Here is a 16,343-nt window from a genome sequence, read left to right on the forward strand (position 1 = left end):
GACTAAAAATCGTCATCATTTTTAAATTTTGATAATTTACTAAATGGATTTTCTTCAACATCATCATCTCCATTATCATAAGTATCATCATTAGATGCAAACTTGTAGCTTAACATTTTATAGAACAATTTTGCTGCTAAAAAATCTGATGACTTATCATTTTCATTAGGGCATAATTCTACCATATCAAAACCAACTACATTTTTTTGCTCAAAAACTTGTTTTAAGAATTCTAATGTTTCGTAATAAAACAATCCACCTGGTTCTGGCGTACCTGTAGATGGCATAATAGACGGATCTAAAGCATCTAAATCAAACGTAATAAAAACATTATCAGTTAATTGATCAATTACATCTTCCATCCAATCTTCATTTACAGCCATATCGTGCGCAAAGAAAACTTTATCCAAATTCATTTCTCTTTTTTCAGAAATATCCATACTTCTAATACCTACTTGTACTAAATTAGTAGTAGAATTGGCTTCGTAAACGGCACAAGCATGATTGCATTTTGTACCCTCGTACTCTTTTCTTAAATCTGCATGCGCATCTATATGTAAAACTGTTAAGTTATTAAAACACTCGTTAAAAGCTCTAATTGTACCAATAGAAATTGAATGTTCTCCACCAAAAACAGTTACAAATTTATTTCTATTAATAAACTTTTTTGTAACATCATGTACCACATCTACCATGGCTTCTGGCGATGCGTTTTCTGTAATAGCTTCTGCTAAAAAAACACCTTCTTTGTAAACTTCAGAATCTGTTTCTATATCATATAACTCCATATTTTCAGAAGCATTTAAAAAAGCTTTTGGGCCTTTATCTGCTCCTTTTTGCCAAGTGCTTGTTCCATCATAAGGAACAGGAATTATAACTATTTTTGATGTTGATAGGTTTCCATACTCGTTAGGGATACCTGCATATGTTTTACTTGTATTCATTTTATTTTTTTTGAAGTTAAAAAACTTCTTCTTTTATTAATTTTTCTGATTCAATTTTACTTTCTGTTATTTCTCCGTAGCCTAAAATAGAAAGTAACTCGCTACTTTTTTGTTGTTCTTTAAATATTCTAGTGACTAAGTTTCCGTCTTCATCTCTATCAATAATTAAATGTTTTGGATGCGGAATTAAACAGTGTTGCAAACCGCCAAAACCACCCACAGATTCTTGATATGCACCTGTATTAAAAAAGCCGATAAATAACGGATTTTCTTTTTCGTAAACAGGTAAATAAATTCCGTTTATATGTTGTTCAGAATTGTAATAATCATCACTATCACAAGTCAATCCACCTAATAAAACACGTTCATATTGCTTATTCCATTTATTAATTGGCAACATTATAAAACGTTTATTAATTGCCCAAGAATCTGGCAAAGTTGTTATAAATGAAGAGTTTATCATATTCCAACGTTCTCTGTCATTTTGCTTTTTCTGATATAAAACTTCATAAATAGCTGCTCCAGACTCACCAACAGTAAAGCTTCCAAATTCTGTAAAAATATGAGGCACATCTACACCAGCTTCATCACAAGCTTGTTTAATTTGGTTGATAATTTCATCAATCATGTACTCGTAATCATACTCAAAACCCAAAGAATTTTTTATAGGAAAACCACCACCAATATTTAAACTATCTAAACTTGGGCATACTTTTTTTAGGTTGATATAAACGTTTAAACATTTCATCAACTCGTTCCAATAATATGCGTTGTCTTTAATACCTGTATTGATAAAAAAGTGCAACATTTTTAAATCTACTTGTTTATTGCCGGCAATTTCACGCTCGTAAAACGAAACAATATTTTTATAACCTATTCCTAAGCGCGAAGTATAAAACTCAAATTTTGGTTCTTCTTCTGATGCAATTCTAATACCAACATTTATTTTTTTATCAGTTTCGTCTAATAAAAGATTTAACTCTTCATAATTATCAATGATTGGAATTACGTTTTGATGACCAGAATTTATTAAACCTCCAATATTTTTTATGTATTGATCGCGTTTAAATCCGTTACAAATAACAAACGTATTGTCTTTTATTTTGCCTTCTTTTTTAAGGTTGTTTACAATATCAATATCAAAAGCAGATGATGTTTCTATATGAATATCGTTTTTTAAAGCTTCATTTAAAATGTGTTTAAAGTGCGAGCTTTTAGTACAATAGCTATAAAAATAGTTACCTTTATAGTTATGTTTATCCATACTATTTTTAAACCATCCTTTTGCTTTATTGATGTTTTCTGATATTTTTGGTAGGTAAGTAAATTTTAATGGAGCTCCGTATTTAGTAGCTAATTCCATTAAATTAATGCCGTGCCAAAATAATTTATTGTTTTCTGTTTTAAATTCCTCTTGAGGAAAATCGAATGTTTGTTCGATTAAATCTATGTATTTAGTGTTCACTTGTATTTTTAAATTAATTGTATGATAAATCCGTCTATACTAAAAACATATTAATATTTTAGCATAGAAATTATAAGCCTATAAGAAGGTTATTATCACTGTAATATTTGCAAGTAAACTACATGCAACTTTGAGAAAAGCTGCAATTCTTGAAGAAAAGAAAACGGAGATACCTTAATTTTTTCGTTGCATTTCCAAAATGCGATGTAACCTTCATTCTCCGATAAAGAGTTACTTCCGAAATAAGAAAAACTAAACATTTTACTTAACAATAAGTGCGGTAAATGTAAATTATTTTTTGATACAAAAAACAAAATCATAAAAAAAATGATTTTTTTTTATGATTTTGTTTTTCCCTTTAATTATAAGGGTTTCAAGGTCTTTCGCTTTTAATATTAAGTATATTTTATCTAAATTTAGTAAAAAGCAGAAAGTTAAAAGCAAAAAAAAACGCTAAATAATTAGCGTTTCTTTTATAAATATTTATTCTTCTATAGGTGGATGACCATGAATTTTTTCATAATCTTCATCAAAATTAGCTCTTAAATATGCGTTTAATTTCTTTCTGTAATCGTCTTTTAACCAAGTAACAAAGTTATGTGTACTTTTAGAAATACATTTAGCATATCTATTAATTCTATCATCAATTTCTTCTCCTAACATTTTGGCTAAAATTAATGCATCAAAAACATCTTCACTATTTTCTATACACATTTTAGCATGATGTTCTATTGATTTTTCTAAAACTCTTTTAGATGATTCTCCTTGCCTTATAGTATCTATATACACTTTTTTCATATCAAAATAAGTGTCTGTAGAGTTGGCAAATTCTTTTTTAACATCTGCAGGCAATTCATATTTAAAAGTGCTTTCTATTTCTTCATCAGAAAGAATTGCATTTAAATAATAATCTGGTGCACTAAACATTTTTTGCCAATCTAAATCTGCTCCCCAAGGACCAAATCTATGAAAGTTATTACCCAAATCAATTACATCAAACTCGTTTCTATCTTTATAAATACGAGAACCACGCCCAATCATTTGGTAGTATAATGTTAAAGATTTTGTTGCTCTATTTAGTATAATTGCCTCTATACTTGGCTCATCAAACCCTGTTGTTAAAATACTTACAGAAGTTATAATTGCATTTGGCGTTTTATTAAACCACTTTAAAATAAGTTCTCTTTCTGCTTTAGAATTTGTATTATCTAAATGTGCTATAGGATAACCAGCTCTTTTAAAAGCATGAAATACTTGAATAGAAGTGTTAATACCGTTATTAAAAATTAATGTCTTTTTACCTTTTACTGTTTCTTCGTATGCAGAAACCAATTTGGTAAGCATGTCATTATTTGTATATAAATCTTCTGATGATTTAACTGTATAATCTCCATTTGCTCCTACTTCTAAAGAAGTTAAACCAACGTTAAAAGAATACATATTTGCTTTTGCCAAATATCCATTAGCAATTAAATCATGAATTGGTTCTCCAACAAATAATTCTTGGTAGTTTTCATACATTGGTAATTTTGTATTAGAACTTAAAGGAGTTGCTGTAACACCAAGAATAAAAGAATCATTAAAAAATTTAAAAATCTTTGTAAAAGAATTATAATGCGCCTCATCTACAATTACTAAACCTATATCAGAAATATCTAACTTATCGTCATTTAATCTGTTTTTTAAGGTTTCTACCATGGCTACAAAACAGTCAAAATCGTGCTGATCATCTAATTTAGCGGTAGAATTAATAATTTTATTTCTTACACCAAATTCTTTAATCATTTTAGAAGTTTGCTTACTTAACTCTATTCTATGAGTTAAAACCAATACTTTTTTATTGAATTTAGCAATATACCTTCTTACTATTTCAGAAAATATTACCGTTTTTCCACCTCCAGTAGGCAATTGATATAATAAATGATAATCTTTAGGTGCATTTTCGAATCTTTTAAAAATCTCTTGTAGAGCATCTTTTTGATATCCGTATAATTCTTTACCTGGTTTTGTTGTTGAAGTCTTTATATCTGCCAAATCGATTAAAAATTTTAGGTAGCAAAAATAAGACTTAATTAAGGTTTAATGCAAGTTTAAACTATATAAATCTTGATAAATTTGTAATTGTTATATCATAATGAGATGCATTGTGTACAGAAACACCGTTTTGTACAACAATTAACTGCGGTGATTGGTGCATTACTTGAAAAGTATAACCTACTTCATCAGAAATATTTCTATAGTTTAACAAATCTAAATAGTAAACTTTTAAATTTTTATGCTCTTCTTTAAAAAGCGCTTCAAATCGTTTTATAACCATACTACTAATTCCGCATCTTGTAGAATGTTTAAAAATTAAAACAGCTTCTGTTTTAGAAATTTCTTTAATTTCTTCTAATTGCTCTAAAGATGTTAAAGGAATCCAATTTAAATATGTCTTTTTTTCTTCATTTTTTGATTCTTCATTATTACCTTTAAAGATATTATTAAATATGCCCATTTGTATGTTTTATAAAGTTGTCGTTACAAATATAGAAAACTTTCACAAGACAAAAAGTCAGCTTAAACAACAATAAAACAGACAATTTGACCGTTTTATTTATACCTATCGAGATGGTATTAAAATTGCTTAATACCTATCAAAAGAAAATAAAAAAATAGAAAATGAATTTTAATAACTATACAACAAAATCACAAGAGACCATACAAATGGCGCAACAAATTGCGCAAGGTTATAGTCATAATCAAATAGAAAATGAACACATTTTTAAAGCTTTATTACAAGTAGATGAAAATGTTTTACCTTTTCTATTAAAGAAACTAAACATCAATACAACTGTTATATCACAAATTTTAGACAAACAATTAGAAAGTTTTGCTAAAGTTTCTGGTGCAGAATTAATGATCTCTAGAGAAGCGAGTAAAACACTTACAGAAGCTTCTGTTATTGCAAAAAACATGAACGATGATTATGTTTCTATTGAGCATTTAATCTTAGCTATATTTAAATCTAAAAGTAATATTGCACAAGTTTTAAAAGACCAAGGCGTAACAGAAAAGCATTTAAAAGCTGCTATAGATGAGTTAAGAAAAGGCGAAAGAGTAACATCGCAAAGCCAAGAAGAAACGTACAATTCTTTAAATAAATTTGCCAATAATTTAAACCAACTTGCACAAGATGGTAAATTAGACCCTGTTATTGGTAGAGATGAAGAAATAAGAAGATTATTACAAATTTTATCTCGTAGAACTAAAAATAATCCAATTTTAGTTGGTGAACCAGGAACAGGTAAAACTGCTATTGCAGAAGGTTTAGCACACAGAATTGTAGATGGTGATGTACCTGAAAATCTTAAAGATAAATTAATTTTTTCTTTAGATATGGGTGCACTTATTGCAGGTGCAAAATACAAAGGTGAGTTTGAAGAGCGTTTAAAAGCAGTGGTTAAAGAAGTAACAAATTCTGAAGGAGACATTGTACTTTTTATTGATGAAATACATACGCTTGTTGGTGCCGGTGGCGGACAAGGCGCAATGGATGCTGCAAATATTTTAAAACCTGCATTAGCTCGTGGAGAATTACGTGCAATTGGTGCAACTACGTTAGATGAATATCAAAAATACTTTGAAAAAGACAAGGCTTTAGAGCGTCGTTTTCAAAAAGTAATTGTAGACGAACCAGATACAGAAAGTGCCATTTCTATACTTCGTGGAATTAAAGAAAAATACGAAACACATCATAAAGTACGTATTAAAGACGAAGCAATTATTGGCGCTGTAGAATTATCACAACGTTATATTACCAACAGGTTTTTACCAGACAAAGCAATTGATTTAATGGACGAAGCTGCTTCTAAATTACGTATGGAAATCAATTCTAAACCAGAAGAATTAGATGTTTTAGATCGTAAGGTAATGCAATTAGAGATTGAAATTGAAGCAATTAAACGAGAAAAAGATGAAGTTAAGTTAAAATCTCTTCGTTCTGATTTGGCAAACTTAAAAGAAGAACGCAACGAAATTAATGCAAAATGGAAATCTGAAAAAGAAGTTGTTGATAATATTCAGAATGCAAAATTAGACATAGAAAACTTTAAAATTGAAGCAGAAAAAGCCGAAAGAGAAGGTAATTACGGTTTAGTTGCAGAGTTACGTTACGGAAAAATTAAAAAAGCGCAAGAAGATTTAGAGGCTTTACAGCAAAACCTTAAAGAAAATCAATCGGAAAATTCTTTAATAAAAGAAGAAGTAACTTATGATGATATTGCAGAAGTTGTTGCAAAATGGACTGGTGTTCCGGTTACAAAAATGATTCAATCTGAACGTGAAAAATTATTAAAACTAGAACATCAATTACATAAAAGAGTTGTAGGACAAGAAGAGGCAATTATTGCAGTTTCTGATGCTGTTCGTAGATCTAGAGCTGGTTTGCAAAACCCTAACAAACCTATTGGTAGTTTCTTATTTTTAGGAACAACAGGTGTTGGTAAAACAGAATTAGCAAAAGCATTGGCAGAGTATTTATTTGATGATGAAAACGCCATGACACGTATTGACATGAGCGAATATCAAGAAAAGCATTCTGTGAGTAGATTGGTTGGTGCGCCTCCGGGATATGTTGGTTATGATGAAGGTGGACAATTAACTGAAGCTGTTAGAAGAAGACCTTATTCTGTAGTATTGTTAGATGAAATAGAAAAAGCGCATCCAGATACTTTTAATATTTTATTACAAGTTTTAGATGAAGGTAGATTAACAGACAACAAAGGACGTGTTGCAGATTTTAAAAACACCATAATTATTATGACTTCTAATATGGGAAGCCATATAATTCAGGAAAAATTTAGCGACCCAAAAGCAGATATAGATGCTGTTACAGAATTAGCTAAAATTGAAGTTTTAGGTTTATTAAAACAAGCTGTAAGACCAGAGTTTTTAAATAGAATTGATGATGTAATTATGTTTACACCTTTAAATCAATCTGATATTTTTGAAATTGTAAAATTACAAATAGAACATTTAAAGAAAATGATTGGCAAACAAGACATTACTTTAGATGCTACAGATGAAGCTATTACTTATTTAGCAAAAAAAGGATATCAGCCAGAATTTGGTGCAAGACCTGTAAAAAGAGTCATACAGAAAGAAGTTTTAAATCAGCTTTCTAAAGAAATTTTATCAGGTAAAATTACTACAGACAGCATTATTCTTTTAGATGCTTTTGATGAAAAATTAGTTTTTAGAAATCAGTCTGATTTGGTAGAAAATGTATCATAATTAAACAATAAATAAAGTTAAATACTTAATAAAAGGTAGCGTTATTATAACGCTACCTTTTTTTACTATACAAACCTACCTATCAATAAATTAACTGACAAAAAATCAATTTTAAAACTGAAAAAATGACATTTTTTTTAATTGGCATTTTATTTGATTTATAGACACCGAAATAAAAAATAATGTTTAACTAAAAAATGTAAAATTATGTTATTAAAAAGTAAAGATTTTCCAGTTTTACCAAACGTGTTTAACGACTTTTTTAGAGATTGGTCTACTTCAAATTTTTCTGACACTAACACAACATTACCAGCTGTAAACATTAAAGAAAGTGAAAATGATTTTATAGTAGATGTTGCTGTACCAGGAATGGAAAAAGAAGATTTTAAAATTGATTTAGACAATGATATTTTAACAATATCATCAGAAAAAACATCAAATAATGAAAGCTCTAATGATAATTATACCAGAAAAGAGTATAGTTACCTATCTTTTAAAAGAAGTTTTACACTACCAAAAGGAGTTGTAGATAGCGATAAAATAAATGCTATTTATAAAAACGGTGAATTAAAAATTACAATTCCGAAGTTAGAGGAAGCAAAACCTAAACCTGTAAAAGTAATTGAGGTAATGTAAACAATTAAAATAGTAAAGCAGAAACCAAGCGATGTTTTAAACATCGCTTTTTCTTTTTTAATTACCTTTGAGCATCAAAACCTTTTTTTATGAAAAAATTATTATTCCTTTTTGTTTTTACTTTTTGTTTATTCTCTGCTTGTTCTTCTGATGAAACCACAACTTATTACCTAATTCGTCATGCAGAAAAAGAAAGAACTAATAATACTAACAGAAATCCTAATTTGACTGAAAAAGGATTAAAAAGAGCTGATAACTGGGCTAAATATTTTAAAGAAATTCATTTAGATGCGGTTTATTCTACAGATTATAATAGAACACAACAAACCGCTAAACCAACTGCTGCTAGTAAAAACTTAGAAATTATAAGCTACAACCCTAGAAATATGTACGATTCTATTTTTAAAGCAGAAACAAAAGGAAAAACTGTTTTAATAGTTGGCCACAGTAATACAACACCTGCTTTTGCTAATAAAATTTTAGACGAAAAAAAATACAAAGACATGGATGATAGCGATAATGCTAGCTTATTTATTGTAACCATTTCTGGTGATAAAAAAACAAGTATTATTAAAAAAGTTGAATAATAACAACTTTCTAAGTAATAAACGAAACCAGTAAATACACTTAGCCCCGATTGAAGCATTTGTTTGAGCTCTTTTTTTATTTAAATATTATTTTTAGATAATAAAAAGAGCTTAAAACTAGTAAAAAAGCAAATTTAAAACCCGTAAAAAAAAGCGAGTGCGAAAAGCGGGAACAGCTTCTAAAAAAAACTACCTTTTAATTTTTACGACGAATTCTAATGCTATAGTTACGAATTCTATTTGGCATAAAATTACCCCAAACTTACCTCCTATTTTTGATGTGTTAATCAACTTAAAACATCAAAAAAATGAAACTATTATTTACTTTATTTACCATTGTTTTTTCTGCAATCTTAAATGCACAACAAACTAAAAGTCCGTATTTAGAAACCACAACTAAAGAAGCTAACATTCCGTTAAAAGCAACACAAACAAGCGTACAAATATCTGGTACAATTGCTAATGTTCAAATTATACAAACGTATAAAAACCTTACTAAAACAGCTATAGAAGCTAGTTATATTTTTCCGATGAGCACTAAAGCAGCTGTGCATGACATGAATATAACAACCGGAAACAGAACAACAAAAGCAATAGTTTTTGAAAAAAAGAAAGCAAATAAAATCTATAATAAAGCAATAAAAGAAGGTAAAAGAGCCGCAAAATTAGACCAAGAAAGACCCAATGTTTTTAAAATGAAAGTAGGTAACATTTTACCTAATGAAGAAGTAATAATATCTCTTTCTTATACAGAAATGTTAATTAATAACGCAGATGAATATCAGTTTATAATTCCTGGTGTTGTTGGTCCTAGATTTACTGGAGAAAAAAAATCTAAAGAAGAAGTTTTTAATGTACCATACACCAAAAAAGGAACAAATAATACTTTTACAAATAGTATTGATGTTTGTATAAATGCAGGTGTTATAATTAAGAATATCTTTTCTAAATCTCATAAAATAGATATTCATTATCCGGATGCTACTTCAGCAGAAATTGTAGTTTTAGATGAAAACTCTGCAAATAGAGATTTTATTTTAAACTACTCTTTAAGAGGTACTAAAATTGAATCCGGTTTATTGTTATACGAAGGAGAAAATGAAAATTTCTTTACCTTAATGGTACAACCACCAAAAGAAATTGTTTCTAAAAAAATACCACCAAGAGAATACTTATTTATTGTTGATGTTTCTGGTTCTATGAATGGTTATCCGTTGGATGTTTCTAAAGAATTAATGCGCAATTTATTGAGTGATTTAAAAGAAACAGACACTTTTAATGTACAATTATTTGCTTCTACAAGCTCAATTTTTAAAGAAAAATCTGTAAATGCAACAAGTACAAATATAGAAACAGCTATTAATTACTTAAACAAAAGTACCTCTAATTATGGTGGCGGAACTGAATTAATTAACGCTTTAAAAACTGCTTACAAACTACCCAGAAAAGATGAAAACTCTGCCAGAACAATGGTATTAATTACTGATGGATATATTAATGTAGAAAAAGAAACTTTTGAATTAATTGAAAACAATTTAGACAAAGCAAACGTATTTACTTTTGGAATTGGCAGCAGTGTAAACCGATATTTAATAGAAGGGATTAGCAAAGTAAGTAACAGCAACTCTTTTGTTGCAACTAGCAAAACAGATGCTTTAAAAGTAGCTAAAGACTTTAAAAAAATGATAGCTCACCCAGTTTTAACGCAAATAAAACTAACTACAAATAACTTTGATATTTACGATGTTACACCTAAAACAATACCAGACGTTTTTGCAAACAGACCTCTTTTAATTTACGGAAAATACAAAGGAAAAGCCAACGGAACAATTAGCTTTTCTGGCTGGCAAGGTGATAAAAAAATTACACAAACACACCAAGTACAAAACGGCAAATTAAGTAAAGACAATAAAGCTTTAAAATATTTATGGGCACGAAAAAAAATTGAACAATTAATCGATTATAAAAGAAATTTTAATGAGGATGTAAAACAAGAAGTTATCAAACTTGGTTTAACCTACAATTTAGCAACAGAGTTTACCTCTTTTGTTGCTATTGATAATGAAATTGTAAACAAAAAAGGCAAATTAACCAACGTTAAACAACCTTTAACAATGCCTAAATATGTTAATAATACTTCTGTTGGTGCAGCTGCAGATATTAAAGGGACATCAAAAATTAAAAAAACATTTAAAATAACAATTTCAAACAATATTAATAACAATCAAAAAAGAGCAATAAAAATGTGGTTAAAAGGTAATTATTCGGCAATTATAAATATGTATTTAAATAAGTATAAAAACATAAAATTACATATAAATAAAAACGGGCAAATAGTAAAAATAGAAAAAGAGGAAAATGGTTTATGGAAAATAATTAGCAATTTAAAAGTAGCTTTTAATCAATTACCAACCAACTTAAACACAAACCAAAATACGGTAATTATTTTAACCAAATAAAAACATATACAATGAAATTAGCATTAAAAACAATCGTTTACTTCTGTTTACTTATTACAACTTGTAATACATTAATTAGTAAAAATAAAGTTTCTTTAAACACTACAAACAATGTAAAAACATTAAATAATTCGATTGTTTTTATTGCTGGTTTTGACAAAGATGATAATCAATATTACAACAATGCAAGATCTTACTTTAAACAAAAGAAATTTAAAATAATTGAAGACACCTATTCTTTAGAAGCAATTATTAATTGGCTAAACAAAAACGAAAATGAAACTTTTTTTTATGAAATACATATTGTAAGTCACAGTAATCCTTGGCGAGGAATGAGTTTAAAAACACTTGAAAATGGAGAAAGAATTACAATTGAAACTCTACAAGAAGTATTAAAAAATAAGAGTTTACCAAAATTACACAAAAAAAGGATAGAGAATGCTAACATTATTTTTCATTCTTGTGGTTTAGGAGAAAATAAAAAACTTTTACAGGTTTTAAAGTCTGCTTTTTCTAATGATAAAACGCCTAATATTATTGCTTCTCCTCATTTTAATGTTTTTGACGGAAGCTACAACAATCATTATTTAGCAAAACCATTTTACGTTTTTTATCCAACTTCAAAATCACCAGGAAAAACAGATTTATCTAAAGAAATTGCAAAAAAATATCCTACAGAAAAACAAATTAATTGGTTAAAAAGCCTAAATAAAAAACAAGAAAGTTATGTTGGAGAGCCTTATAGTTATCAATTTAATATTCCTGTAAAATGGGAGTTTGATTTTACCAATTCATCAGAAAAAACACCAACATTTAGTAACGATGATGAAATTATGGATTGGATAATAGACAAAGAAGAAATTAGTAAAGAATTACTAAAACTGAATATTCCTATAGAAAAATACAGATGGAATTATAAAGTAACAAACAACAAACTTATTATACTTGGCAAAACAACTGTAATTTGTGTTTTAAAACCACTTATTACCACAAAAAAATCTGTTAAACACAGTTTAACAGACATAAATAACACGGATTTATATATTAAAATTTAGGCTATAAAAAGCTATAAAATAGTTACTTCTATTTCTTCTAAATTAATTTCTGATAACTTTTTAAGTTGATTTTCTTCAAAAGCTTTATCAATATCTATTAAAGGTATAGAATCGTTTAAAGGTTTGTAATTATCGTAATTTACAAAACGAATTCCGTTTTTTATCACCTCTTTATTAATAGCTCTAAAACGCTTTCCACCTCCGTTTGTGTGATAAGAATAAGCCAAATAATCCATTAAAAAATCTTTTTTTCTAATCCAGTAAATAAATACATCTTCAAAATCTTCTCCTCCTCCATCTTCAGAAAAAGTAACTTCTACTTTATAATATTCTTCTCCTTTAATTGTAACCGATGGCAACAACTTCTTTTTTACTGCTTTATCATTTAATCCGTAAGGTAAAACCGAAAAATAATGTACAGAGTTTACTGCATTAGACGCTATATTAGCTAGTGAATCTTTTAATTGATAAGGAGTACCATTTATTAGTTTTTTAAAACCTTTATTGCTTAAAATATCAGAAACAAAACCTACTTTTTCATCTTTATACTTTTTAGTAAGTTTAAAACTACCGTCAGCTTTTCTGTTTGCAATATATTCTTTGTCTCTAAAAATAAATTTAAGTTCAGCATTTGCAATTTTATCACTTCCAGAAGCAGCAATTGATTTATCTATTATTTCTTGAGCAGTATAATTTTTCTGAGTAGGCTTGCAAGAAATTATTAAAAGAAAAAAAACTACTGATAAATATTTCATAAGATTTTATTTAGTTTGATAAAAATAGTTTTCAAAATTACATTTCTTTGAGTAAAGTAAAAATGTATCTTTGTTAAAATTTTTTAAATAAAAAATCAGTCGATGGCTGTACAAAAAAAGATAAACATACAGAATAAAAAAGCACGTTTCGAATTTGAAATTCTAGACAAATTTGTTGCTGGAATTCAATTAACCGGAACAGAAATAAAATCTATTCGATTAAGCCAAGCAAGAATTACAGAAAGCTTTTGCGAGTTTAATGAAAAAGGAGAATTGTTTATTGTTAACATGTATATACAAGAATACATGTTTGGTCACCATTTTAACCACAAACCTAAAAGCGAACGCAGATTATTATTAAATAAGCGAGAATTACGCAGCTTAAAAAAAGATGTAGAAGCTAAAGGTAATACAATTGTACCGTTACGATTATTTATTAACGATAAAGGTTTTGCCAAGTTAGAAATTGCTTTAGCAAAAGGAAAACAAACACACGATAAGCGTAATGTGTTAAAAGACCGAGACAATAAGCGAGACTTAGCAAGAATTAAAAAAAGCTTTAACGGATAATGGATTTTTTAAAACTAATACGTTACAAAAATCTTTTAATGATTTTATTAACGATGGTTTTAACCAAATATGTATTAATTAATTCTATTATAGAGTTTGTTTATTTTACCAATTTTCAATTTGTATTTTTAAGTACTTCGGTAATTTTAATTACAGCTGCAGGCTATATCATAAATGATATTTTTGATATAGAAACAGACAAAATAAACAAACCCAAAAGTGTTTTAATACAAAATAGCATCAATATTAAAACAGCTACCTTTTCTTATATCGCTTTTACATTAGTTGGTTTTATACTCGCAGTTTATTTATGCTATATTAATAATTCTTTTAATTTAATTTCTGTTTACATTTTTAGTATTCTAAGTTTATTTTTTTACTCTTACTATTTTAAAAAGAAAGCTTTAATTGGCAATGTGTTAATTTCTACTTTATGCAGTTTACCAATAATTTTAACTTTTTTGTTTCACACTAATTATAAAACTAAAAATGTTGGAGACGGAATTCTACTTTATTACACTGTAGTTACTTATTCTATCTTTTCTTTTTTAACCACTTTAATTAGAGAAATATCTAAAGATATAGAAGACATAAACGGAGATTTAAAAATAAAAGCAAAAACATTACCGATAATAATAGGAAGAAAAAGAGCTTCTAAAGTCGCTTTTTTCTTTAGCTGTATCTTATTAATATTTCTTTTGATAACATTAAACTTTAACAAAAACAATGCTTTATTTTTAATTTACGGAATTGTTCTATTACTATTTCCGTTACTCTTTTTTATGTTTAGATTATATTTAGCTGAAACAAAAAAAGACTTTTCTAAACTAAGCAGCATAATGAAAGCAATTATGTTCTTTGGTATTTTATCAATGATTTTATTTAAATTTATGTAATGTTAAGAGAAAAACTAAAAGATTACAATGTTATTTTAGCATCTGGTTCTCCAAGAAGACAACAATTTTTTAAAGATTTAGATATTGATTTTTCAGTACAATTAAAAGAAGTTGAAGAAATTTATCCACAAGAATTAAAAGGCACAGAAATTACCGATTTTTTAGCTGATTTAAAATCAAAATCCTTTACAAATTTATCAGACAAAGATTTATTAATTACTTCGGATACCATTGTTTGGCTAGAAGAAAAGGCTTTAGGAAAACCTAAAAATCCAGAAGAAGCTTTTAAAATGTTAAAAGATTTATCTGGCAAAAAGCATCAAGTAATTACATCTATCAGTATAAAAAATAAAAATTTTCAAAAAATTATAAACGATACAACTATTGTTTCTTTTAAAGAATTATCTGATGAAGAAATAAACTATTATATAAAAAACTACCAACCTTTTGATAAAGCTGGAGCCTACGGAATACAAGAATGGATTGGTTTTATAGCAATAGATAACATTAAAGGTAGTTATTTTAATGTTGTTGGTTTGCCTGTGCAAAAACTTTATAAAGAACTAATAAAATTATAGAAATCATTATTTTAAACACTTTTTTTTACCTAATTAATAATATATGTTTAAAAGTCTTTTTTCTATTATCCATTTTCTTTTCTCTAAAGTAAAATAAAAGTTTATTTTTACCAAAATTTTACAATACAACAATTTATAATGAAAAAATACACGTACACAGAAAAAAAAGATACACGTTCTGGTTTTGGTGATGGTTTAACAGAATTAGGAAGAACAAATCCAAACGTAGTTGCTTTATGTGCAGATTTAATTGGTTCTTTAAAAATGAACCAATTTATAAAAGAAAATCCAGAAAGATTTTTCCAAATTGGTATTGCAGAAGCAAACATGATGGGTATTGCTGCTGGATTAACTGTTGGTGGTAAAATACCTTTTACAGGAACTTTTGCTAACTTTTCTACAGGTAGAGTGTATGACCAGATTCGTCAATCTATTGCGTATTCTGGTAAAAACGTTAAAATTTGTGCATCTCACGCAGGTTTAACTTTAGGAGAAGACGGAGCTACACACCAAATATTAGAAGATATTGGTTTAATGAAAATGTTACCAGGTATGACTGTAATTAACACTTGTGATTACAACCAAACCAAAGCAGCAACGATTGCTATTGCAGAGCATGACGGGCCTGTTTACTTACGTTTTGGTCGTCCGGTTGTGCCAATTTTTATGCCAGATTATAAAGAAGAAAAATTTGAAATTGGTAAAGGAATTCAATTAACAGAAGGTACAGACGTAACAATTGTTGCTACTGGGCACTTAGTTTGGGAATCTTTACAAGCATCAGAACAATTAGAAGCACAAGGTATCTCTGCAGAAGTAATAAACATACACACAATAAAACCTTTAGATGAAGAGATTATTTTAAAATCTGTTGCTAAAACTGGTTGTATTGTAACTGCAGAAGAACATAATATAATAGGTGGTTTGGGTGAAAGCGTTGCAAGAACTTTATCTCTTAACACTCCTACCCCACAAGAATTTATTGGTACAAATGATACTTTTGGAGAATCTGGAACACCTGCTCAATTAATGGAAAAATATGGCTTAAATGCAGCTTCTGTTGTAGCCGCTGCAAAAAAGGCAATTTCTAGAAAATAATTTCGTTTTATTTAAAAAATAAAATA

General features: G+C 27.9%; 14 protein-coding genes. 9 read left to right on the forward strand and 5 right to left on the reverse strand.

Annotated features, from left to right (window positions below; genetic code table 11):
• Positions 1–2 precede the first annotated feature (2 nt).
• The 4 genes from speB to ytxJ form a co-directional block, all read right to left on the reverse strand.
• On the reverse strand, positions 3–944 hold the full coding sequence (gene speB / locus KI686_RS10830; RefSeq protein WP_237589308.1) for an agmatinase: 942 nt from the start codon (positions 942–944) through the stop codon (positions 3–5).
• 16 nt (positions 945–960) lie between these two features.
• On the reverse strand, positions 961–2,409 hold the full coding sequence (locus KI686_RS10835; protein ID WP_237589309.1) for a type III PLP-dependent enzyme domain-containing protein: 1,449 nt from the start codon (positions 2,407–2,409) through the stop codon (positions 961–963).
• Positions 2,410–2,892: 483 nt separating this feature from the next.
• Positions 2,893–4,443, reverse strand: coding sequence for a DEAD/DEAH box helicase (locus tag KI686_RS10840; RefSeq protein ID WP_237589310.1), 1,551 nt, complete (start codon positions 4,441–4,443; stop codon positions 2,893–2,895).
• A gap of 61 nt (positions 4,444–4,504) precedes the next feature.
• Positions 4,505–4,906, reverse strand: a complete 402-nt coding sequence (ytxJ, locus tag KI686_RS10845; protein ID WP_237589311.1) for a bacillithiol system redox-active protein YtxJ — start codon at positions 4,904–4,906, stop codon at positions 4,505–4,507.
• 164 nt (positions 4,907–5,070) lie between these two features.
• Between ytxJ and clpB the strand changes: the two genes are divergently transcribed.
• The 5 genes from clpB (at position 5,071) to KI686_RS10870 (ending at position 12,420) form a co-directional block, all read left to right on the forward strand.
• A complete protein-coding gene (gene clpB / locus KI686_RS10850) occupies positions 5,071–7,683 on the forward strand; it encodes an ATP-dependent chaperone ClpB (RefSeq protein ID WP_237589312.1) in 2,613 nt (870 codons plus the stop codon).
• A 207-nt stretch (positions 7,684–7,890) separates the two neighbouring features.
• The gene (locus KI686_RS10855; RefSeq protein ID WP_237589313.1) at positions 7,891–8,319 is read left to right on the forward strand and encodes an Hsp20/alpha crystallin family protein; all 429 of its coding nucleotides are present in this window, start codon (positions 7,891–7,893) and stop codon (positions 8,317–8,319) included.
• An 89-nt stretch (positions 8,320–8,408) separates the two neighbouring features.
• A complete protein-coding gene (locus tag KI686_RS10860) occupies positions 8,409–8,906 on the forward strand; it encodes a SixA phosphatase family protein (RefSeq protein WP_237589314.1) in 498 nt (165 codons plus the stop codon).
• Between the two features lie 308 nt (positions 8,907–9,214).
• A complete protein-coding gene (locus tag KI686_RS10865; RefSeq protein ID WP_237589315.1) occupies positions 9,215–11,365 on the forward strand; it encodes a VIT and vWA domain-containing protein in 2,151 nt (716 codons plus the stop codon).
• Positions 11,366–11,376: 11 nt separating this feature from the next.
• The gene (locus KI686_RS10870; protein ID WP_237589316.1) at positions 11,377–12,420 is read left to right on the forward strand and encodes a hypothetical protein; all 1,044 of its coding nucleotides are present in this window, start codon (positions 11,377–11,379) and stop codon (positions 12,418–12,420) included.
• 11 nt (positions 12,421–12,431) lie between these two features.
• Here the strand turns inward: KI686_RS10870 and KI686_RS10875 are convergent, their stop codons facing one another.
• Positions 12,432–13,175 carry a DUF6503 family protein gene (locus KI686_RS10875; RefSeq protein WP_237589317.1) on the reverse strand — a complete coding sequence of 248 codons (744 nt, stop codon included), beginning with the start codon at positions 13,173–13,175 and terminating at the stop codon, positions 12,432–12,434.
• Between the two features lie 102 nt (positions 13,176–13,277).
• Here KI686_RS10875 and smpB point away from each other — a divergent pair, with 102 nt between their 5' ends.
• The 4 genes from smpB to KI686_RS10895 all read left to right on the forward strand — a co-directional run bounded on the left by smpB (position 13,278) and on the right by KI686_RS10895 (position 16,317).
• Positions 13,278–13,745, forward strand: coding sequence for an SsrA-binding protein SmpB (smpB, locus tag KI686_RS10880; RefSeq protein WP_237589318.1), 468 nt, complete (start codon positions 13,278–13,280; stop codon positions 13,743–13,745).
• A gap of 38 nt (positions 13,746–13,783) precedes the next feature.
• Positions 13,784–14,641, forward strand: a complete 858-nt coding sequence (locus KI686_RS10885) for a geranylgeranylglycerol-phosphate geranylgeranyltransferase (protein WP_237589319.1) — start codon at positions 13,784–13,786, stop codon at positions 14,639–14,641.
• Positions 14,641–15,219 (forward strand): Maf family nucleotide pyrophosphatase, encoded by a 579-nt coding sequence (locus tag KI686_RS10890; protein WP_237589320.1) that lies wholly within the window; start codon positions 14,641–14,643, stop codon positions 15,217–15,219. The genes KI686_RS10885 and KI686_RS10890 overlap by 1 nt, the downstream gene beginning before the upstream one ends.
• Before the next feature lie 138 nt (positions 15,220–15,357).
• Positions 15,358–16,317 (forward strand): transketolase family protein, encoded by a 960-nt coding sequence (locus KI686_RS10895; protein ID WP_237589321.1) that lies wholly within the window; start codon positions 15,358–15,360, stop codon positions 16,315–16,317.
• Positions 16,318–16,343: the final 26 nt, after the last annotated feature.

Source organism: Polaribacter sargassicola (genome assembly GCF_021991835.1).
Taxonomy (GTDB): Bacteria; Bacteroidota; Bacteroidia; order Flavobacteriales; family Flavobacteriaceae; genus Polaribacter; species Polaribacter sargassicola.